The 21092-nt window shown below is 69.6% G+C and carries 14 protein-coding genes; 9 read left to right on the top strand and 5 right to left on the bottom strand.

Features of this window, described 5'->3' with window-relative positions; translation table 11 throughout:
* Positions 1 to 138: 138 nt before the first annotated feature.
* The 7 genes from WMF29_RS46845 (at position 139) to WMF29_RS46875 (ending at position 11316) form a co-directional block, all read left to right on the top strand.
* Entirely contained in the window at positions 139 to 1902 is a 1764-nt protein-coding gene (locus WMF29_RS46845) for an Ig-like domain-containing protein (RefSeq protein ID WP_437326517.1), read from the top strand.
* 3 nt (positions 1903 to 1905) lie between these two features.
* Positions 1906 to 4254 (top strand): PKD domain-containing protein, encoded by a 2349-nt coding sequence (locus tag WMF29_RS46850; protein WP_437326518.1) that lies wholly within the window; start codon positions 1906 to 1908, stop codon positions 4252 to 4254.
* Positions 4251 to 5660: a c-type cytochrome gene (locus WMF29_RS46855; protein ID WP_437326519.1), complete on the top strand. Its 1410-nt coding sequence runs from the start codon at positions 4251 to 4253 to the stop codon at positions 5658 to 5660. Before WMF29_RS46850 ends, WMF29_RS46855 begins: the two co-directional genes overlap by 4 nt.
* A 333-nt stretch (positions 5661 to 5993) precedes the next feature.
* Positions 5994 to 7052 (top strand): poly(ethylene terephthalate) hydrolase family protein, encoded by a 1059-nt coding sequence (locus WMF29_RS46860; protein ID WP_437326520.1) that lies wholly within the window; start codon positions 5994 to 5996, stop codon positions 7050 to 7052.
* 78 nt (positions 7053 to 7130) lie between these two features.
* Positions 7131 to 8255, top strand: coding sequence for an alpha/beta hydrolase family esterase (locus tag WMF29_RS46865; protein WP_437326521.1), 1125 nt, complete (start codon positions 7131 to 7133; stop codon positions 8253 to 8255).
* Between the two features lie 346 nt (positions 8256 to 8601).
* Positions 8602 to 9942 (top strand): PAS domain-containing protein, encoded by a 1341-nt coding sequence (locus WMF29_RS46870; RefSeq protein ID WP_437326522.1) that lies wholly within the window; start codon positions 8602 to 8604, stop codon positions 9940 to 9942.
* Between the two features lie 108 nt (positions 9943 to 10050).
* Positions 10051 to 11316: a phosphatase domain-containing protein gene (locus WMF29_RS46875; protein ID WP_437326523.1), complete on the top strand. Its 1266-nt coding sequence runs from the start codon at positions 10051 to 10053 to the stop codon at positions 11314 to 11316.
* 26 nt (positions 11317 to 11342) lie between these two features.
* Here the strand turns inward: WMF29_RS46875 and WMF29_RS46880 are convergent, their stop codons facing one another.
* The 5 genes from WMF29_RS46880 to WMF29_RS46900 all read right to left on the bottom strand — a co-directional run bounded on the left by WMF29_RS46880 (position 11343) and on the right by WMF29_RS46900 (position 19583).
* On the bottom strand, positions 11343 to 12524 hold the full coding sequence (locus WMF29_RS46880; RefSeq protein ID WP_437326524.1) for an aminotransferase class V-fold PLP-dependent enzyme: 1182 nt from the start codon (positions 12522 to 12524) through the stop codon (positions 11343 to 11345).
* Between the two features lie 49 nt (positions 12525 to 12573).
* Positions 12574 to 15324, bottom strand: a complete 2751-nt coding sequence (locus WMF29_RS46885) for a sensor histidine kinase (RefSeq protein WP_437326525.1) — start codon at positions 15322 to 15324, stop codon at positions 12574 to 12576.
* 10 nt (positions 15325 to 15334) lie between these two features.
* Positions 15335 to 17506, bottom strand: a complete 2172-nt coding sequence (locus tag WMF29_RS46890; protein WP_437326526.1) for an ATPase domain-containing protein — start codon at positions 17504 to 17506, stop codon at positions 15335 to 15337.
* Entirely contained in the window at positions 17503 to 18060 is a 558-nt protein-coding gene (locus WMF29_RS46895; protein WP_437326527.1) for a hypothetical protein, read from the bottom strand. The genes WMF29_RS46890 and WMF29_RS46895 overlap by 4 nt, the downstream gene beginning before the upstream one ends.
* 1226 nt (positions 18061 to 19286) lie before the next feature.
* On the bottom strand, positions 19287 to 19583 hold the full coding sequence (locus WMF29_RS46900) for a helix-turn-helix domain-containing protein (protein WP_437326528.1): 297 nt from the start codon (positions 19581 to 19583) through the stop codon (positions 19287 to 19289).
* Positions 19584 to 19787: 204 nt separating this feature from the next.
* Here WMF29_RS46900 and WMF29_RS46905 point away from each other — a divergent pair, with 204 nt between their 5' ends.
* Positions 19788 to 20036, top strand: a complete 249-nt coding sequence (locus WMF29_RS46905; RefSeq protein ID WP_437326529.1) for a hypothetical protein — start codon at positions 19788 to 19790, stop codon at positions 20034 to 20036.
* A gap of 321 nt (positions 20037 to 20357) precedes the next feature.
* Complete coding sequence (locus WMF29_RS46910; protein ID WP_437326530.1) at positions 20358 to 21077, top strand: hypothetical protein; 720 nt, start codon at positions 20358 to 20360, stop codon at positions 21075 to 21077.
* Positions 21078 to 21092: the final 15 nt, after the last annotated feature.

Below are 21092 nucleotides of genomic sequence, written 5' to 3' on the forward strand. Positions count from 1 at the left end.
GCTTAACCGATTCATCGACGGGGCGCGTCGCGCGTTCGTGTGCCTGTGCGTGCGCGCGATGGCGATGGGTGCTGTCGGCTCCAAGCTCCGGCGGGGTGGCCACCTGTCATGACCCACACGCTACAGAAGAGGTCAGGAATGCGTTCGACGAGGATGGGACTACGCTGGTTCGGCTTTCCTTCGTTCGCCGCCCTGCTCGCGGCGTGTTCCGGCGGGGACCTCGGCTCACCGGAAGGAAATGGCGGCGGTGGCTCGGGCGACACCACATCCGTGGTGACGGGCAGCGGCGGCGCAGCCCCGATACCGGCGGCTGGAGCCACGAGCGGCGGCGCAACGAGCAGCGGCGCAACGAGCGGCGGTGCCACGAGCAGCACCGCCGCGAGCAGCGGTGCGACGAGCGGCGGCGCGACGAGCGGCTCGGGTGGAGGCGCAACGACCGGAAGCGGCGGCTCGGGCGGAATCGACCCGGACACGATCACCGCGCCGGAAGGCAAGATTCCGAACATGCCAATGCCGGCGAACAAGGTCAACTTGCCGCGCAACAACTGGCGAGATGGCCTGGTGTCGCCGACGCTCGAGGCGGGCCATCACCAGAACCAGCCGATCGTCATCAACGGATACGTTCAGGGCGCCGGCAACGCCGAGATCGTCTTCTACGACATCGCGGATCCGACCAACCCGAAGATGCTCTCGCGCATCCAGAGCCCTGGCTTCGATCCCAGGGGAGGGCCCAAGGGCGTCGGCGAGGCGGAGTCGCACCAGACCTCGCTCGGCCGCTATGGCGACAAGTTCTACCAGGTCACCACCTCGGGCACCGGCGTCGACATCTGGGACGTCACCGACGCCCGCGCGCCTCGTCACGTGAGGCTCGTCAAGCTCGACGGCATCAACTACGGGGACTTCACCGACGCCGTCTGGGGCATGTACTGGCAGGGCAGCGTCATCTACGTCGGCGGCACCAACACGGGCCTGCACATCCTGGACGCCGCGGATCCCGAGGACGTGAAGTTCGTCAAGAAGATCCCGATTTCGCAGTTCGGCGGCGTGAGCGCCGGTCCGCTGTGGGCCGTGGGCAATACGCTGGTCATCACGACGCCCAAGGACAACGGCGGCATCGCGACGATGGACATCAGCGATCCGATGAACCCGGTCGCGCTCGACTTCATCACCCCGAGCAAGAGCTACATCTGCGGTCTGTACGGCAAGCACGTCTACGTGCAGTCGCCGCTGCGCGTGTGGGACGTGCTGACCGACCCCACCGACATCGGCTCGGCCAATTCACCCATCGCCACGCTGCCCGACTCGGCGTTCAGGGCCAAGGGCTACCCCGCCGGGTCCGAGTACATGAGCTTCTCCGACGGCACTCTGTTCCTCGGTCACCTGCGGCCGGACGCCGGCGTCTCCAAGATCGACGTGCGCGACATCCACAAGATGTCGATCAAGAGCCGAGTCTGGGGGCGGCTCGAGTTCACGAACGGCGACGACCAGTTCTCGATCCCGGTCGGCAGCCTGGTGGTGCTGGCCGACGACGAGCTGCCCTACCGCGGCATGGTCATCGCCGCGCACTCGACCGAGCCGGACACCACGCCCCCGGCGGTCGACACGGTGCTGCCGAAGAACGGGGCGACGGGGCTGTCCAGGAAGTCGCGCATCGGCCTCAGCCTCACCGACAACGTCGAGATCGCCACGGTTCACCACGGCAGCTTCATCGTAAGGCCGATGGGCGGGCAGCCGTTGAAGGGGAAGTTCGGCCTGTACATGGGCATCGTCAACTTCGATCCCGACGAGGACCTGATGCCGAACACGACCTACGAGATCGTCCTGCCGAAGGACGGCATGAAGGATCTCGTCGGCAACGGCATCGCGGCTGAGTTCAAGTCGACGTTCACGACCGGTCCCTGAGCCATGCGCTCGCTCCCGAAGCTCCTCGGCCTGCTCGGAGGCATCTGCGCGGCGGCGGCCTGGCCGGCCGAGGCGCGCGCCGTCACGGCCAGCGTCCCCGTGCGCGCGCCCTCGCTCGCCGGCGAGGCCGTCACGTTCGACCTGACGATCGGCGACGCGGTCGGCCCCGTTCAGGTGCGCTGGGACATGGGAGACGAGACACGCACCGAGTTCACGGTCGGCGATGTGCAGCAGGTGCACACCTACGCCGCTCCCGGCCACTACCCGGTGCTGGCGACGGTCAAAGACGATGTCGGGTTCACCAGCGTCTCGTTCGTGCACACGGCGCACCGGTCGCTCGTCACGGGCAGCGCGGCGGGCTCGACCGACCTCGTGTACGACCCGCCGAACGCGAAGGTCTACACGGCCAATTACGAGAACGACAGCGTGAGCGTGCTCGACGCGAGCGCGCTGACCAAGGTCGCGGAGGTGCCGGTGGCGCGCGGCCCGGTCGGGCTCGCGCTCACCGCGCAAGGCACGCTGTGGGTGCTGCACCGGGATGCGCACTCAGTCTCCATCCTCGACACCGCGTCGCTCTCGGTGGAGCGCGAGATCGCGCTGCCGTACGCGTCGCAACCGATGGGCCTCGCGATCAGCCCGACCGGGGACGCCGCGTACGTGACGCTGATGGCGGTCGGCAAGGTGCTGAAGCTGGACGTGGCGAGCGGCGCCGTCGTGGCCGAGCTCTCGCTCGGCGGTACGCCGCGGGGCGTCTCGGTGTCGCACGACGGCTCGCAGATCTACGTCACGCGCTTCCTCTCCGAGGACAGCCACGGCGAGGTGGCGCGCATCGACGCGGCGACCTTCCAGGTGAGCACGCGCTTCGCGCTCGCCGCGGACACCACGACGGAGGACACGGACCAACAAGGGCGCGGCCTGCCGAACTACCTGTTCTCGGTGGGGCTCTCGCCCGACGGCTCGTTCGCGTGGGTGCCGGGCAAGAAGGACAACGTCTTTCGTGGTCCATTTCGCGATGGGCTCGACCTCACCGACGACAACACGGTACGTCCGCTCGTGGCGCTGCTGAACCTCGCGGAGGGCGCCGAGGACGTCGCGCGGCGCATCGATCTGGACGATCGCAACCTGCCGAACCAGGTCGTGTTCACGCCGCTCGGCGACTACGCGTTCATCAGCGTCGCCGGCTCGGCCCTGGTGGAGGTCCGCGAAGCCTACACGGGCGAGTTCGTGACCGCGCTGAAAGAGGCGGGCTTCGCGCCGCGCGGCCTGGCGCTGACCGAAACCAACAAGCTGTTCGTGCACGCGTCGCTCAGCCGCACGGTGACGGTCTACGACGTCGCCGACATCGTCAGCTCGCACGACCTCATCACCAAGAAGCTGGCCGAGATCCCGACGGTCGCCGTGGAGAAGCTCGACCCGCAGGTCTTGCGCGGCAAGCAGCTGTTCTTCAACTCGGCCGATATCCGTATGAGCGACCAGGGCTACATCAGCTGCGCGTCGTGTCACTTCGACGGCGCGGAGGACGGGCGAGTCTGGGACTTCGGCAGCGCGGGGGAGGGGCTCCGCAACACCGTCTCGCTGCTGGGGCGGCGCGGCACGGGCCACGGCAACGTCAACTGGAGCGGCAGCTTCGACGAGATCCAGGACTCGGACGACAACATCCGCCACCTGTTCGGCGGGAAGGGCTTCCTGACCGCCGAGCAGCTCGCCGTGGGGACGGTCGGCACGCCGCGCGGAGACAAGAAGGCCGGCCTGAGCCCCGAGCTCGACGCGCTGGCGGCGTTCCTCGGCTCGCTCGACACGTACCGGCCGAGCCCCTTTCGCAACCCCGACGGCTCGCTCACCGAGGACGGCGTCGCGGGTCGCGCCATCTTCAAGCGCCTGGGCTGCGACTTCTGCCACACGGGGCCCGACGGGACCGACAGCGCGCGCGGCAAGCTGCACGACGTGGGCACCGTGAAGCCGTCCTCCGGGATGCGCGCCGGCGAGCCGCTGCTCGGCATCGACACGCCGACGCTGAACGGCGTGTGGGAGACGGCGCCGTACTTGCACGACGGCTCCGCGCCGACGCTGCGCGACGTCCTCGTCACGGCCAACCCCGACGATCGCCACGCCTTCATCAGCGGGCTCAGCGAAGCCGAGCTCGGGCAGCTCATCGCCTATGTGCAGCAGCTGGACGGCACCGTCGACCTGGAGCCGAGCGAGGGGGACGGCGCGGGTGAGGCGCCGAGCGAAAAGGGCCTCTTTGGCTGCAGCGTGACGGGCGGGCGCGGCGACAGCCACGCGCCGCTCCTGGCGTTCGCGCTCGTGGCCGGGTTGATGACGTTCGGCGCCCGCCGAGGGAGGGCCGCGTGAGGCGCCTGCCGAGCCTGTGCCTGGTGTCGCTGCTGCTGGCGGCGTGCGTCGGCGAGATCGGCGGCGGCGCTGCGACCGACCAGACGACGACCGACTGGGACACGCTGCCGCCCGTGAACGCTCCCGACCCGGAGCTGTCGGACCTACCCAGGCGCGAGGCGCAGCACCGCGCGCTCTGCGCGACGCCGCGCGGCGACAGCTTCTGGCAGGCGGTGTGCGCCGAGCCCCGGCCGAACATCACCGACCTCGCCAGCTTGCTCGGCGTCGCGAAGCTCGACGAAGATCGCGCCTTCGCGCTCACCGGCAACTCCACCTCGCTCGTGAAGAGCTCTGTCTCCGCCATCAATCCGCGCCTCATCCTCTTTCCGCGCGTGACCGAGCTGCGCGAGAGGCCGGCCGAAATGACCGCGCTCGGCTTCGTTCGCGGCGAGCCCTTCGTCGAGGTCGTGAGCCGCGACCTCTCGACCGGCGACTACAACTTCTACCTGTTCACGTTCGAGCGACAGTGTGACTACGACGGCGGCTGCGATCTGGCGAGCCTGCTCACCGAGGAGATAGAGCACGGCTGGACCGCGTTCAGCATCTACAGCGAGGAAGACGTCGAGAATACGTCGTTCGACTGTCGCTCGTGCCATCAGCCCGACGGCCACGGCACGAAGAAGATCTTGCGCATGCAGGAGCTGGAGTTCCCCTGGATGCACTGGTTCCCGCAGCGCTTCGTGCAGCGCACGGAGTCCGATCGGGTGCTCACGGCGCAGTTCCTGGAGGCCCACGCGCGGGACGCGCAGTACGGCGGCATCCCCATCGCGGCCATCCAGAACGCCATCGACGAGGGCAGCGGCGCGCAGCTCGAGGCGTTGCTCGTGGCCGAAGGCCAGGCGGCGCAGCCGAACGCGTTCGACCCGCGCATCGAGGCCGAGGCCAAGGCCGGCTCGTCGAGCGCGATCTGGGAGAAGCAGTTCGCCGTGTCGCTGGCGGGTGATTCGATCTCGGTGCCTTACCCGCTCGTGGACGTGACGGATCCCGCGCTCCGCGCGGAGCGGACGAGGTCCTACCTCGACGTGGTGACGGGCGCGGCCCCGCGACAGTCCCTGCTCGATATGCGCGACCTGTTCTCCGCGGACGCGAAGGTGAAGCTCGGCCTGGTGCCGCCGCCGGGAGCGAGCGGGCGCGCCGTGCTCACGCAGCTCTGCTCGCGCTGTCACGACGGTCGCGGGAACCCGGCGCTGAACCGCGCCAAGTTCAACGTGAAGAACCTGGACGGCATGTCTCGAGAGACGAAGGACAAGGCCATCTTTCGCTTGCAGGAGCCCGCGACCTCGCCGCTGCGCATGCCGCCGTGGCGCGCCGCCGACGCGCTGCCCCCCGCGGAGCTCGCCGCCGCCATCGAAGAGCTGGCCAAGTAGCGCCGTCCGCGTAGCCGCCGCGCGCCAGTTTGTGATTGACGCCGGCTGTGTGAGCGTTCACATTGATCGCTCCAGAACTTCTTCTGCCTTGCCCTGGGTAGGCCATCACGCGCATCGGGCCCCGCGTCCTCCTGCGCGTTCACCATCCACGGTCGCGCCAATGTTCCAGACGAGGCGCACGCAGGGGGAAAAGCGCAGGAGTTGGGCTCGGCTGGGGACGACATCAGGGCGCGCTCCAGGTTCGGAACGTCTGGCAATCACCCGTCTTCCAATTTCATCCTTGTCGGCCTGAAGCGAGCGCTTCGCGCTGGCGTGACGCAACCAGAGGGCATCGTGGTCCACGAAAAGAAAGCCGTCAGGCGCTTCCATGTCCTCTGCTTGCTCTCGAGCGTCGCGATGCTGGCGTGCGGCGAAGAGAGCGGCGGCGCGGCGCAAGCCGCGGGCGCGGGCAGCTCGAGCGTGTCAGCCGCCAGCGGGGCGTCGGCCAGCGTGACCGCTGGGTCGGGTGGCGCTGCCAGCGGCAGCGGCGGCGCCGACGTGAGCGACGGTGGAATGGGCGGAGCGGGCGCGGGCGGAGCAGGTGACGGCGGCACGGGCGGGGCAGGTGACGGAGGCGCCGGAGCGGGCGGAGCCGGCGGCTCGCCGCTCCCGCCGATCACGGATTACTCTGCCGAGGGGCCGTTCGCGACGACCGTGGAGCGGAACGCGGGGCCCAGCGGAAACCACACGATCTTCAGGCCCGAACGCCTGGGTGAGAACGGCTTCTTGCATGCGCCGATCAGCTTTGGCCCCGGGATCAATACGCAGGTGACCGCCTACACGGCTCTCCTGTCGAACTTCGCTTCTCACGGCTTCGTGGTGGTCGGCGCCAACCTCCTCACGGGCGGCCCCAACGCCCCGAACAACCTCGCGGCCATGCGCGAGGGGCTCGACTGGATCATCGCGCAAAACAGCAAGGCGGGCAGCATCTACGAGGGCAAGATCGACGTGCGCCATGCCGTTTCCATGGGCTACTCGGTCGGCGGCACCGCCGCCGTGGAGCTCGGCGGCCATGAGGCCGTGGCCACCGTCGTCTCCATCCACGGCCACATCGCGACAGCGGCCCTGCACGGGCCCATGCTGCAGACCAGCGGAACGCAGGACACGGTCGGGCTTCCGATGCAGCAAAAGACGTACGACATGTCCCAGACCCAGACGTTCCTGGCGACGGTGATGGGCGCGGATCACGGGTACATCACGCGCGACGTGGGAGGCGTCCAGCGGCCGGCGATCGTCGCTTGGCTGCGTTACTGGATCTACAATGACACCGGTGGGAAGCACTATTTCTACGGTGATGATTGCGTGATGTGCACCTCGCCCTGGGTGAATCCCCAGCGCAAGAACTGGGAATGACCTCGCGCCGAGAAAGACGCCCGTCCACGCCTGCCTTGTAAAACCCCTTGGGTTGGATGCCAACCGAGGAGAGCACCCATGTCGTCCAGTGTTGGCTCCGTGAGCTCCGATTGCATGCACCGTCACTCGCGTTGGCTGCGGCCGATCTGGGGCGCCTTGGGCCTCTGCGCCGCGCTCAGCGTCGGCTGTAGCGACGACGCCGATGGAGGCGGATCAGCCGCCGGTGAGACCTCCGCGAGCGGCTCCGGCGGTGGCGCGGCTTCCGGAGGCACGAGCAGCGGCAATACCTCCAGCAGCAACGGGGCGACCGCGGGCTCGGGTGGAGCGGACTCGGGTGGAGCGGGCTCGGGTGGAGCCGACTCGGGTGGCGCCGGCGGCGCGGGCGGTGCCGGCACAGCCGGGGTTGGCGGCGCGGGCGGTGCCGGCACCGCCGGGGCCGGCGGCAGCGGAGGCGGGGGTGACGCGATGAAGTCCGCCGGCTGCGGCAAGACGCGCACCCTCCAGAACGGCGCTGGCTCCGTGCAGAGCGGCGGGAAGAGCCGCAAATACGCCCTGCGCGTCCCCGACGATTACGACAACGACCACCCGTACCGGCTCATCCTCTCCTTCCACGGGGCCACGGGCAACAGCGGCCAGGTTGCGCCCTCGTACTTCGGGCTCTGGTCCCTCTCCGAGGGGAGCACCATCTTCATCGCGCCCGACGCCGTCGGCGGGATCTGGTCGGCCGGCGACGATGTGACCTTCGTCGACGACATCCTCAAGCAGGTCACAGGCGATCTCTGCATCGACACCTCGCGCATCGAGCTCGAAGGCTTCAGCCAGGGAGGTGCCATGGTGTGGACGCTGGCCTGCGCGCGTCCGGACGTTTACCGCGCCGCGGTGGTCCACTCCGGCGGCGGTCTCCCCCGGCCCGCGAGCTGCCAGCCGGTCCCCTTCATGTCTTCGCTCGGCCAGCAGGAGAGCGGCGGGGCCGGACAGACCTCCAACAGCGATTTCTTCGCCAAGCAAAATGGATGCACGGTGGAGTCCCTGGCCAAGGCGCCCAGAGGCGGCCACGCCTGCTCGGACTACAAGGGCTGCTCCGAGGGGAATCCCACCCGCTGGTGTGATTACGACGGCGGCCATACTCCATCGCCGAACGACGCCGGGCAGAACATGTCGTGGATGCCCCAGGAAGTCTGGTCCTTCCTGAGTAAATTCTAGAGCGACGGTCACCCGCTTCGGATACGGGCCCACCTCGACGTTTTCGGTGCTCAGCGCACGAGAGTGCGCTTGCGCGCCGAAAACGCCGATCTGGGCCCGTCTCCTGTGCGGGTGACCGCCGCTCTGCAGCGCGCGAGGGGAGGACGATAGCGCGCGAGGGGAGGACGATAGCGCGCGAGGGGAGGACGATGCGGCCGACTGGCGGCACGAGCCCATCAACCATCGGAGCCTTGATTGGGGAATGTCGCGATCGGCGGTATAGTGGTGTGCCCGCGTACGGATCTTGCGTACTCTTCGGGGATGTCGAGCTTGCAACCCCGAGCACGCTGTGGATACCGTCCGGCCGATGGCAGATGAGGGATCGGGGGAGATCGGGCGGCTAAGGGCAGAGATCGCAGCGCTACACGCGCGCGTCGAGGAGCTGGAGAGCGCGCTGGCGGAGCGGTCGAGCGGCGGCGCGGCCAAGGGGGTGGCGCCGCCCGGCGCGGCGGGCGCGGACGCTCACGCGGCCTTCGGCGCGCTCGCGTGGCTGCTCACGCCGGCGCCGGCGCTGATCCACTGGAGCCCCGACGGCACGGTGACGCGCTGGAACGATGGCGCCGAACGTGTTTTCGGCTGGAGCGAGGGCGAGGCCGTCGGACGCAGGCTCTCCGAGCTCGTGGGCGCAGATCCCGTGTCCCCGGACGCGGCGCGTGCGCTCCTGCTCGACTGGACGGAGAACCGGTTCGCCTCGGCCACGAGCGAGGGCAGGACGAAAGACGGGCAGGCGCGCCTCTTCCGGTGGACCCACGCGGTGCTGCGCGACGACCGCGGCGGCGCGCGTGAGATCGCGGCCATCGTCGAGGACGCCGGCGAGCCGCCGTGGAGGGAGCACGTGCTGCTCGGGCGGCTCCAGCTGCTCCTTCAGCTGCTGGACCACTCGCGCAATTCCATCTTCGTCAAGGACACCGAAGGGCGCTATGTCTTCGTCAACCGAGCTCACGCCGAGGTCCTCCAGCGGCACGTCTTCGAGGTCATCGGCAAGGATGAAGTCGAGTTGAGCCCCCTGGCCCCCGATGCCATCGAGGAGCTCGTGTCGAGAGAGCGCCACGTGATGGCCGGGGGGAAGGCGATGCAGTACGAAGAGAGCCTGCTGCTCGGCGACACGAGCATTCATTTCTCCACCGTCAAGTTCCCGATCCTCGACGGACGCGGCGAGCCGGTCGGCCTCGGCGGCGTCGTCACCAACATCACCTCGCTCAGGCACGCGGAGGCCGAGCGGGCCGCACTGCAGGAGAAGATCATCGTCGCCCAGCAGGCGGCCCTCCGGGAGCTGTCCACGCCGCTCATCCCGATCGCCGACCGGGTGGTGGCGATGCCGCTCGTAGGGACGATCGACAGCGCGCGCGCAGCGCAGATCATGGAGACGCTGCTGTCCGGCATCAGCAATCAGAGCGCACACACCGCGATCCTGGACGTCACCGGCGTGCGCGCGGTCGACGAGCACGTCGCCGATGCCCTGACGCGGACCGCGCGCGCCGCCCAGCTGCTCGGCACGCGCGTGGTGCTCACCGGCGTGCGCCCGGAGGTGGCGCAGACGCTGATCACCCTCGGCGCGGATCTGTCCGGTATCACCACGCTGGGCACCCTGCAAAGCGGCATCGCGCACGCCCTCCGCCACCCGGGACACCAGCGGTCAGCGGGTTGAATCCGTCTGAAAGAGCAGAAGCTCGGGCCGACTGGCAGCCGTGTTCTTCGTCGAGCGGCGGCGGGCTCCTGCCAGCGCCCGCCGGATCGGTTACGTTGTCAGGACCCCATGACGATCGACACCTCTCCCGACGCGCCCATCCCGTCGGTGCTGTCGAAGCTCGACGAGATCCGGCGGCGCATGGCCTCCCACACCGATCGGGACGACGAGCGGCGGATCCTGGAGATCCTCGCGGGATCGACCGCCATCGAGCTCGACCAGCTGCTCCTCCAGCTCGATCTGCCCGCCCTGCTGGGAGACATCGACGATCGCCTCGTCGGCCCCGACAACCGCACGGCGCTGCTCGAGCTCCTGACCGCCGAGCGCCTCGGTGATCTCGGGATCCCGGCGCGCGCGGCGCTCACCTCGGCGCTTCAGCGCGGCCGCACGGGCAGCCTCGACGAGCAGGCGCTGCGCCGCCTCTGGCTCGGCACGCGCGGCGCGGACGTCACGCGGCTCAAGAACGCGCTCGACGGCCGGGGCGGCTACCGCGACCTTCACCAGCTCTTCTACCACGATATCGATGATGACGCGTTGCGCGAGGAGCTCCTCGCGCACTTCGCGCGAGAGGCGGCCTCGGCGTCTGACGCTCTCTCTGCTTCAGGTTCCGTGTCGGTGCGCGAGGTGAAGATCCTGTCCGATATCGACGACACGTTCTATGCGAACTGGAAGGACGCCCGGTACCCGAAGAAGACCGTCTATCCCGGCGTCCTGCAGTTCTATGCGGAGCTCGACCGCGGCCCTGGCCCCGTGCCGGGGCGGGCCGGCGATCTGACGTTCGTCACCGCCCGCCCCGGCGACCGCCTCGGCCTCGTCGAGGACGCGACGATCAAGGCGCTCGCCGAGCGCGGTCAGCTCACCGCCAACGTGCTCACGGGCTCGTTCACGCGCCTCATCGGCAACCGTACGATCGCGGAGAAGAAGCTCGAGAACTTCCTCGAGTACCGGCGGCTGTACCCGGAGTACGATTTCGTCTTCGTCGGCGACAGCGGGCAGGGCGATATCCACTTCGGCCAGCGCATGCTCGAGCTCGCCTCGGAGGCGGTGAGAGCGGTCTTCATTCACGACGTGGTCGCGACACCCGATCTCGCGCGGAGGGAGCTCGCGGCCTCGGGCGTTCACCTGTTCGATACGTACATCGGCGCCGCGCTCACGGCCCTCGAGCGCGGCCTCCTCGGCCCCGAGGGCGCGGCGCGCGTGGCCGAGGCCGCGATTGCGGCGTTCGCCGCGATCCCGTTCCCGTCGCAGGCGGACCTGGAGGCGCGCCGCCGCGAGGTGGCGCGGGACGTCGCCCAGTTGAACGAGGCGCTACCTCCGTCGCTGCACATTCATTAGATTAGAGCGGGGCGCATCTTCGTGCGCTACGGGCCCTGGGGCGCGGTGAGCGCGGCGACGAAGCGGTCGATCTCGGGTTCGTCGTTGTAATAATGGACCGAGGCGCGCACCAGATCGGGAATCCCGCGATCCTCGAAGTCGAGCAGCGTCCCGGCGGCGGTCGACACGCTGACGTGGATCGCCTGAGCGCCGAGCCGCGCCTTGATGGCCGCGGCGTCCTCGCCGGCCCTGGTGAAGGTCACGATGCCGCAGCGCCGCTCGCCGAGGTCGCGCACGGTGACACCAGGGATCTCGGAGAGCCGCGCGCGCAGGCGCTCGGCAAGCGCACCTACCCGGTCGCGGATCGCCGGCAGACCCAGCCGGAGCGCATACTCCGCGGCCGCGCCGAGCCCGAGCCGGCCGGCGACGTAGCTCTCCCAGTTCTCGAACCGCCGGGCGTCGGGCCGCAGCTCGTAGCGGTCGGGCGCCGTCCAGCGGGCGGCGTGGAGATCGAGGAACGGCGGCTCCAGCCGGTCGAGCAGCGCGCGCCGGACATAGAGAAAGCCGGTGCCGCGCGGCCCGCGCAGGTACTTGCGCCCCGTCGCCGACAGGAGATCGCAGCCGATCGCCTCGACGTCGAGCGGCAGCTGCCCTACCGACTGGCACGCATCGAGCAGGAAGGGCACGCCCGCCGACCGGGCGCGGCGGCCTATCTCCTCCGCCGGGTTGACCAGCCCGCCGTTCGTGGGGACGTGGGTGATGGCGATCAGCTTGACCCGCTCGTCGAGCAGGCGATCGAGCGCGGGCAGCGACACCGCGCCGCGCTCGTCGCTCGGGATCGGGACAATCTCCGCGCCGGTGCGCCGCGCGACCTGCAGGAACGCGATGTAGTTCGAGGCGTACTCGGTCCGCGCGGTCAGGATGCGATCCCCCGGGCCGAAGCGGAGGGAGTAGAACGCCATGTCCCAGGCGCGCGTGGCGTTCTCGACCAGCGCGATCTCGTCGGGCGCCGCGCCGATCAGGCGGGCGACCGAGCCGTAGACCGCCTCGAGCCGCTCGCCCGCCTCCTCCTCGGCCTCGTAGCCGCCGACGGTCGCCTCGCGGCGCAGGTGCTCGAGCACCGTGTCGACCACCACGGCCGGAGGCAGCGAGGAGCCCGCGTTGTTGAAGTGCAGGACGCTGGCGCAGGCCGGGGTGTCGCGGCGCAGCGCGGCGATATCCATCGTCATGAGTCATCTCCTCGAGAGGCCGACACGCTGCCGGTTGGGCAGCTCCACGTCAATCGCGACGGCCGCCGGCGGCTCCCTCCGGCCGCGCGAGAGGGAGCGTGAAGAAGAACGTGGCGCCGGCTCCGACCTGACTCTCCGCCCAGATCCTCCCGCCGAGGGCCTCCACGAAGCCCTTCGCGATGGTGAGCCCCAGCCCGGTCCCCAGACGTGCGGTCTCCGCCACCTGCCAGAAACGATCGAAGACGTGAGGGAGCTCGTCGGGGCGAATCCCCGGCCCCGTGTCTGTCACGGCGAAGAGGGCCTCGTCGCCATGTGGCTCCGCTCGGACGGTGATGGTCCCTCCCTCCGCGGTGAACTTGATCGCGTTGCCGATCAGGTTCGCGAAGACCTGGAGGACTCTCTCGCGATCGCAGAGAACCTCGAGGCTGTCCCCGGCGCACGGCTCGCTCTCGAGCACCAGGTGCTTCTGCATCGCCAGCGCCTGCTCCATCTCGATCGCGTCGTGGACGAGCGCGCTCGCCGCGTGCCTCCGCTTCTCCATCGACAGCCGACCCGACTCGATGGCGGCGACGTCGAGCAGATCGCCGATGAGCCGGAGCATCCGCTGCGCAGCGAGGAGAATGACTTCAGCCCTCCTCCGATCTTGTGCTCCCTGCTCGCCAACCGGCAATGTCCGCATGAGGAGAGCCGCGGCCGCCAAGATGGAGCTCAACGGGTTCCTGAGGTCGTGCGAGACGACGGCGAGGAAATCGTCCCGCGTGCGAATGGCCCGCTGCGCCTGACGGTACAAGCGCGCATTCTCCAGGGCCATGGCGGCCCGGTGCGCCACCTCCTGGGCCACCGCGAGATCGGCAGTGGTGTAGCGGCGGCCCGACTCCGCCGCGATGAACGTGAGCGCGCCGAGCGGCCGCCCGTGGGTCACGAGCGGCACCACCATCACCGTGCCCGAGGCCGCTGCGCGGCGGGACCCTCCATGGCGCGAATCGTCGTCGTCGGCCTCCACCGCCGACCCGGTGATTTCGGGAATGAGGAGCGGCTCGCCGGTCTGCAGCACCCTCTCCTGTGGCGTCGCCCAGCCCGCCGCTCGGCCGAGATCCACCATCCGCTCGGCGAGCGACTCCTTCTCGGGAGCGGCGGAAGCCGGCTCGAGGCGCTCGACGCGGCCGTCCTCGTCGACCAGGTCGACGAAGTAGAGATCGGCGAGGGCGGGCACCGACAGTCGCGCCAGCGAGGCGATCGTCTCTGCGTAGTCGAGCGAGGAGGCGAGGACCGCGCTGACCTCCGCGAACAGTCTCTGCACCTTCTCGGCTTGCTTCACCGCCGTGATATCCAGGAAGACGAGCACCGCCCCCGACACTTGCCCTGCGCGCTTCAGAGGGGTGAATGTGCAGCTAACGTGGAAGAACGTTCGGTCTCGGCGCGAGAGCAGGTGATCGTCGCTTCGGGCCAGCTCGCCCGTGCGGATCGCCCGCAGCGCGGGGTGCTCTTCATCGGGTGCGGACGTCCCATCCGAGCGTTGAATCAGGACGACCTCCTGAACGCGCCGCCCCACGACCTCCTCCGCTGTCCAGCCGATCGAGCGCTCCGCGGCGTGGTTGTAGAAGGTGATCCGCCCTTCACGGTCGATCGCGAGCACGCCCTCGCCGATGCTGCCGGTCACCGCGCGCGTGAACTCGAGCTGCTCACGGACCCTCGCCTCCGCCTCCTTCGCGGGGGTGATATCCAGCGAGACGCCTTGGAGCCGAGGCGCGCCGGCGCCGTCCTTCACCAGGTGCACGCCGGTGTGGAGCCAGAGCGCGCGACCGTCCGCCGTCAGGCAGCGATGATCGCAGCGCTGGTCCTTCGCCGAGGCGAGCGTCCTTCGAAACGTCCGCTCGAGCGCGCCGCCATCGTCCGGCGTGGTGCAGCAGCTCCAGAAGTCGGGCTCCGCGAGCCACCGCTCGCGCGGATGACCGAGGAGCGCCTCGGCTCGCGCGCTCACGTAGAGGACCTGGAATGTGCGCGCGTCGGCCTCCCAGACGAACGCTTGATCGAGGTTGTCCACCAGCGCCTCGTAGCGCTGCCGCAGCGCCTCGGCGATGGCCCGCTGCTCGTCGGACTCGGCCTGCCTTCGCTCGGCCATCCCACGCGCCGCCTCCGCGGCGGCCTGCTTGGCGTCGATCACCACCTGGCGATCGAGCGCGATCGCGAGCTGGTTGGCCGCCGCGTTCATGAACACGAGGTCCGGCTCCTCCAGACGGGCGGCGCCCTCGATCTGGAGAGCGCCGAAGATCGGCCGGCGCTCGACGACGAGAGGGAGGACAAGGAAATTCCCGCGCTCGTCCGCCCCGGCTCGCGGGTCCCGGGCAGCCTGTCGGGACGTCGCGCTCGTCGTGGACGGCGCGCCGTCCCGATCGACCCGCCGTCCGGCATCCGATCCGGCGAGATAAACGTACGAGGTCGTGGCATGGGACTTCGCGGCCTGGAGTCGATCGGCGCTGACGCCTTCGGCGCTCCAGACGATGGTCTCTATCCGAGGGCGACCCGGGACATCCAAGAGCAAGAGCGCGGTGCGGAGGGGGAGCGCCCGTGCGAGGGTCGCGAGGATCGCCGGGACCGTCCGTTCGGTGCCTTCGAAGCGCGTGAGCTGCTTGCTGATCTCGTAGAGGTACTGGACTCGAGAATACGGGTGCTCGAGACCTCCGGAATCCTGATCCTCCTCGCCGCGCCGCGCCGGCTCCTGCTCGCTCGGCGCGTCGTGCCTCCCCGCCTCCTCCTGAGGCGCTCTCCGCGGCTTGTTCGTCCGACGGCCGGCGCTCATCCGTGGCCCCCTATCGCTTCGTTCTCCTCCGGCCCGCGATGTTCTTCGCCGCAAGAGGGACACCCTCGCCGGCGCGCGACCCGATCCGGGCGCCGCCCTTCCCGACGGTGAAGTAGTAGGTGCCGAAATCGTGCTCGCTGCCGCGCGTCTTCACGACCATGAGGGTCGGCCTGATCTCTCCTGGCAGGGGCGTGTACCGGAGCACGATGAGGTTGTCGGCCACCGGAGAGAACTTGCGGTCGGTGATCGTCTCGCTGGAGTACATCACGCTCGATTCGAGCGTGAGCAGGCTGGTCACGCCGAGCGCCTTGAACCGCGTGATCAGCGCGAAGAGGAGCTGCCGCAGCTCGTCGTCCGAGACGCCCTCCGTCGCGAGGTGGCTCACGCTGTCAAGGACGAATCGACGCGTCTTCTGCGTGCGAATCTTGTCGGTCAGGAGCGAGAGGAGCTGACTGGGGCGGACGCGCTCCCGCGAGAGATAGATGACCTCGGCGAGCCCCTTCTCGGTCGCCTCCTGGAGCGGCAGCCCCAGGGTCTCCGCGGTCCTGATGATCTGCGCGGGTCCCTCCTCGAGCGCGACGTAGAGCCCAGGCTCTTCGTGCCGGCAGCCTTCGAGGAGGAACTGCAGCGACAGGGTGCTCTTCCCGATGCCCGCGCTCCCGGAGAGGAGGGTGACGCTGCGCTCGAGCACCCCTCCGCCGAGCAGCGCGTCGAGCCCGGGCACCCCGGAGGGCAGGCGCCGCGCCGTCTCCAAGGGGGGCGGCGGCTCGGCGAACGCCGCCTCCGCGTTGTAGCGCGGATAGACCATGATCCCGCCCGGGCCGATGAGGATGCTGTGCCGGCCCCTGAGGTGGGCGGTGTTCCTGAGCTTGTAGATCTCGATGTAGCGCTGGCGCTCGAGCCCCTCCTCCGTCGAGGAGAGGAGGACGACCCCGTCGACCACGGTCTCCTCGACGCCGAAGCGGCTGATCTGGTTGGTGCCGTAGGGGATGTCGGTGGCGAGGAAGCCGACCGCCTGCGCGTTGTGGATGACGCTGGCGAGCTGGAAGATCTTCTCCCGGTCCAGCTGCGGGTCCTTGACCTTGTGCAGGAAGACCGAGACCGAATCGACGGCCACGCGCCGCGCCTTCATGCCGAGGATCCGCTCGCTCATCATGAGAAGGTGCCCCTCCACCAGGATGTTGGGCTGCGGGATGAAGACGATCTCGACCATCCCGCGATCGATCTCGCCGTCGAGGTCCCAGCCGAGGCCACGGGCGGTGGCGCGCAGCCGCGCCTCGCTCTCCTCGAAGGAGAAGAAGATCCCCTTCTCGCCGGCCTTCGCGCCCCGGTAGATGAACTCGAGCGAGAGCACCGTCTTGCCGGTCCCCGCCACGCCGGCGATGAGGAGGCTGGAGCCGCGCGGGATCCCGTCTCCGAGGAGCTCGTCGAGCCTCGAGATGCCGGTCTTGAGGCGCGGCTCCTTGCCCTCGATGGCTGCCCGGTGGATGGTGACGCGGGGCGCGAACACGTCGATGCCGGCCCGCGTGATGACGAACGAGTGCTCCTCGCGGCTGTGGTCGGTTCCGCGCATCTTGATGATCTGCATGAACCGCCGCTGCTCCCCGGACTCCTGGCGCTGGCTGATCATGACCAGCCCGTCGACGATCGAGAACAGGGGGTTGGTCTCGATGTCGCTCTGCCCGAACTCGCCGAGGAAGAACGTGGTCGTCTCCCACGCCATGAGGCTGATCGCGAGCTCGTAGCCGAACTTCCGGAGCTCTTCCTTCGACTTGGCGAGGTCGTCGAAGACCTTGAAGCTGTCGATGACGACCATGGCCGGCTTGACCTTCTTGACGTGCTCCATGACGAGCTTGGAGGCGCCGTCGAGGCCCTTCGTCCGGAGGATGACGCCGAGGTCCACGAACTGGATTCCCTCGTCGAGCTTCCTGGCGTCGAAGAAGTCGAACTGATTCAGGTAGCGCAGCGTCTTCGCGGTCGGCTCCGAGAGCGTGTTGAAGTAGAGGACCCGGGTCTTGGCCGAGACGTTGTGGAAGCAGATCTGCTGGGTGAGGATCGTCTTGCCCGCGCCGGGCGGGCCGGCGATGACGACGACCGAGCCCCTCGGCAGCCCACCCTCGAACAGCGCATCCAGGTTTCGCACCCCCGTCTCGATGCGCGCGATGGCCGTCTTCTTCGTCATGGCTCAACTTCCTCGCCGTCTTCGCCCTCGGAGATCCCGGGCGCGCTCTCCGACCGTCTCTCACTCCCGCCCTCTTCCTCGTGCGCGACCTTCGAGAGCTCCGCGTGGAGCGCCGGCGTGAGGATCTCCGCCGTGAGGTTTCCGAGGACCGCGAGGAACTCCACCAGGATGAACCGGATCCCCTCCTCGAGCTGATCGCGACGCAGGCCGCCGGCGCCCTTCTGGAGCTCCTCGCAGCAGATTCCGGTCGACTCCAACTTGAGCGACGAGAGGGCCGGGTATTGCTCGGAGGCGTAATAGAGCACGCGATCCACGATGGCGCCGAGCGTGACCTCTCCGAGGGGGACGTGGGCGCGCCGCCACAGGGCGCTGAACGCTCGTTCGAAGAGCTGGACGAGGCGGTCGGGGGGCAAGCCCTGAGCTACCTGCTGCATCCAGGCGTCCACGCAGGCGCCGTGATCGTTCGCGTCACGCATGAGCGCCACGCCGCGCGACCACGGTCGCTGGGTCGCGTCCACGGTCGCCGCGCGCCGAGGCGGGACACGCCGAATCATCACCGCGCCTCCTGGCGACCGCCGACATCGCTGTCGCGTCGCGGGCGTTCATGGAAGGCGCCGCGCGTTCGATGCGCGCCGGGCTCCCCCCCGGGGGGCTCGGCGTGCGAGCGTGCGTATGCAGCGGCGTCCATCGCGCGGCCTCCGTGCGCGGGCGTCCGCCACGCACCCCGTTATGCTGGTGCTGCATCGCGCCCTCGAGCAAAGCGGCTCGCGCCAGCAGCGCCGCCGTGACGGTCGCGCTTCCGGGCGGGCGACCGCGGCGATCGCGCGCGGGAAGCTCGCCCGATCGGCCGACCGTGCGAGCTGTTCCTGGCCTTCGCCTCCGTGCGGTCGCGAGATCGAGTCCGCGCTCGATCGTGGGGCGACTCCCCGCCGAGCACGTGCAGCGCGTCGTCCGCGGTCCGCTGCGCCGCACGCAAGGAGACGCTCGCCGACCTCCGTGCGGCGCGGAGATCGTCGGCCAGCTCCCGCATGCGATGGATGTCCCGCGCGCTCCCGGCGGAGGCGCGCAGCGCGATGAGCGATTCGAGGTCTTCGAGGACATGACGGACGGCGCGGCGCGCGGCGGCCGCCGCGTCAGCCGCCTCGCGCAAGACCGCGGGCGCATCCTGTGGATTTCTCGCCATGTCTCGCATCTCGGTGATCTCGTGCGGTTTGCGAAGGAGAGGCCGCTCGGTCCATCGTGATGACGCTTCGAGGGCGTCACGAAGCGCGCCTTTTCGCGCTCCACGCTCGCTTGCGGCTCGACCTCGCGCGGTCCGAGAACCCGGGAGGCAGGGTCGCACATTGGCGGCCTCATGTCTCTCGTTATGTTATGGCCATCGCCGGGCGGCGCGCCCCTTGTCCCGATTTCTCAGGCGCGGGAGACGGTCGAGCGCTGCATGGATTTCCCTTCGCCATCGACCCTCTACATCGCTTCGAGCCTCCGGCGCGTTGCTTGCCTCTCCACGATCCCGCGCGCGCGGCCGATGTCGAGGTCTTCAGGTGTTGCATGAACGGAGAGCGGGCGTGCATGCGGGCGGCGCGGCGCGCGGGCCGCGCGTGTGAACGCGTGTGAACCCGGACCTCAAGAATTAAAGAGCAGAAGGAAGCCAGGCGGGGCGGACCGACCATCGATCCGGAGAAGACCCCGCCGGCCGGGAGGGGCAGGACGCGCGCGACCACCTCCATCAGCGTCGCTGCGACCTACTGCCGCGCGGCGTGCCGGCGCAGCGCGGTGAGGTCTATTTCATCAGCCCGCTGCGCAGCTCGCTCGGGGAGTAGCCGGGCATGCGGCGACAGGTCCGCGAGAAGTGCGCGAGGTCGGCGAACCCTGCGGCGTGGGCGGCGCTCGTGGCGTCGAGGCGCGCGAACGCCCCGAGCGCGACGAGCAGCCGGCGCCAGAGCTGGAAGGTGCGGATGGGCAGCCCCACGTCGCGCACGAACAGCGCCTGCAGGTGCGCCTCGGAGATCCCGGCGCGCGAGACCGCGAGGCGCCGGTCCGCGGCCGGATCGCGCAGCGCCTCGAGGACGCGGGCCACCCGCACATCCGGGGCGCGGTGCGGCGACTCCCTCGCGGGAGATGAGCCGCACCCCTTACCCCGTGTACGACCAGCTCCGGAGCCGCTCTCCCGTGCTCCACTACGCACCGTCCGACTCGTGGATGATCTTCGATCACGACGGTGTGAAGCGGGCGCTCCACGATCACGAGGCGTTCAGCTCGGTCGTTCTTCCAGCTCCTCCTCGTGGCAGGCCACGAGACGACAACGAACCTGATCGGCAATGCGATCCTGTGCTTCCTCGAGAATCCGGATGAGCTCGTACGCCTCCGGGCCGCGCCGGTCGCGCTCTCCGATATGGTCGCGCGGCTCGGTGGCCTCGAGCTCGCGAGCGACGCGCCGTGGGAGCCGCGCCGGGCGATCCACGTGCACGGCCCGACCCGCCTGCCGATCCGCTTCACGCCTGGGCCGCGCCTCGGCGGCGCCCCGAGCTGATGCCCGCCGGCCTGATGCCCGCCGGCCTCACCCGCTCCGCGGCGCGTTCCGGCGAACGCAGCCGCTGTACCGCGCCAGGCGCTTGAATCCGCCGTGTCACCGAGCCCAGGCGGGTGCGGCGCGCGCGGCTCGGACGCCCGCGATGACAGCTGCGGCGTCGTCGCCGCTCTTCCCACCGGTGGCACCACCATTGCTGAATCGGATGGCGCTGATGACGCTGACGCCGCTGGCGCCGACAGCATGAACGACGCTGCCGGCGCCCGGCGGACCGCCCTCCCGCGGCCGAGGTTGGCGATGGGATGGGCAGGCATGGAGGATTCGATGAAAGACCAGACCTCCGTCGAGGTTTTTGTTCCACGTGAGATGTCCTGGGATCAGAGACAGCGGCTCATCGACGAGCTCTATGGCTTACGCCGCGTGATCTTCGAGGGCGCGCAGAGGGAGAAGAGCTTCGCCACCCACGTCATCGACGCTGGCGAGGAGCACGGCGCCGTCGTGGTCCACAGGGGCGCTGACAGCCAGATCACCGGCTATTTCGCGGTTCAGATCATGGATCCGGAGCCTTCCGGCCCGCAGATCGCGATCTTCCGCGGCGAATCCGGGGCGCTCGGCGAGCACGCCGGCGACGATGACGTCCTCCGCCACGTCCTTTTGCGCCTGATCCGGTACATGCTCGCCCACCCGGGTCGCCCCGTGTTTTGCCTGTGCTCGGTGGCTCACCCGTCGAGTTATGCGCTGTTCTCGCGCTTCGTCGACATCGCGCGCACGAGCCCGCCGGAGGGCGCGGACGAGCTCATGTCCAGGCTCGCCTCCTCGTTCGACCCGGAGGCGAACGATCGAGGTGGCCCGTTCGTCTTCGAGGTCGGGCAGACGGCGGCCGAGCCGGCGGGCGGCTGCGACTTCCTGCATGTCTACGAGAACCCATCGGCGCGCCCCGGCGCTGCGGAGGAGCGCGGGCTCGTCACGCTCGTGCCGCTGCGCCTCGGCGGCATGCTGCGCGCTGCAGTGCGCTGCGCGCCGCCGGAGGCGAAGCGCTGGTAGCGCGCCGCTCGCCGG

Origin of the sequence: Sorangium sp. So ce381 (genome assembly GCF_051473845.1) — a bacterium.
In the GTDB taxonomy this organism is placed as follows: domain Bacteria; phylum Myxococcota_A; class Polyangia; order Polyangiales; family Polyangiaceae; genus Sorangium; species Sorangium atrum.

Bases quoted from the DNA above. Each gene is read 5' to 3' on its own strand.
- WMF29_RS46865 (WP_437326521.1), top strand. From the start codon at position 7,131: ATGTCGTCCAGTGTTGGCTCCGTGAGCTCCGATTGCATGCACCGTCAC.
- WMF29_RS46885 (WP_437326525.1), bottom strand. From the start codon at position 15,324: ATGAGCGCCGGCCGTCGGACGAACAAGCCGCGGAGAGCGCCTCAGGAG.
- WMF29_RS46850 (WP_437326518.1), top strand. From the start codon at position 1,906: ATGCGCTCGCTCCCGAAGCTCCTCGGCCTGCTCGGAGGCATCTGCGCG.
- WMF29_RS46890 (WP_437326526.1), bottom strand. From the start codon at position 17,506: ATGACGAAGAAGACGGCCATCGCGCGCATCGAGACGGGGGTGCGAAAC.
- WMF29_RS46880 (WP_437326524.1), bottom strand. From the start codon at position 12,524: ATGACGATGGATATCGCCGCGCTGCGCCGCGACACCCCGGCCTGCGCC.
- WMF29_RS46845 (WP_437326517.1), top strand. From the start codon at position 139: ATGCGTTCGACGAGGATGGGACTACGCTGGTTCGGCTTTCCTTCGTTC.
- WMF29_RS46895 (WP_437326527.1), bottom strand. From the start codon at position 18,060: ATGATTCGGCGTGTCCCGCCTCGGCGCGCGGCGACCGTGGACGCGACC.
- WMF29_RS46870 (WP_437326522.1), top strand. From the start codon at position 8,602: ATGGCAGATGAGGGATCGGGGGAGATCGGGCGGCTAAGGGCAGAGATC.
- WMF29_RS46910 (WP_437326530.1), top strand. From the start codon at position 20,358: ATGAAAGACCAGACCTCCGTCGAGGTTTTTGTTCCACGTGAGATGTCC.
- WMF29_RS46875 (WP_437326523.1), top strand. From the start codon at position 10,051: ATGACGATCGACACCTCTCCCGACGCGCCCATCCCGTCGGTGCTGTCG.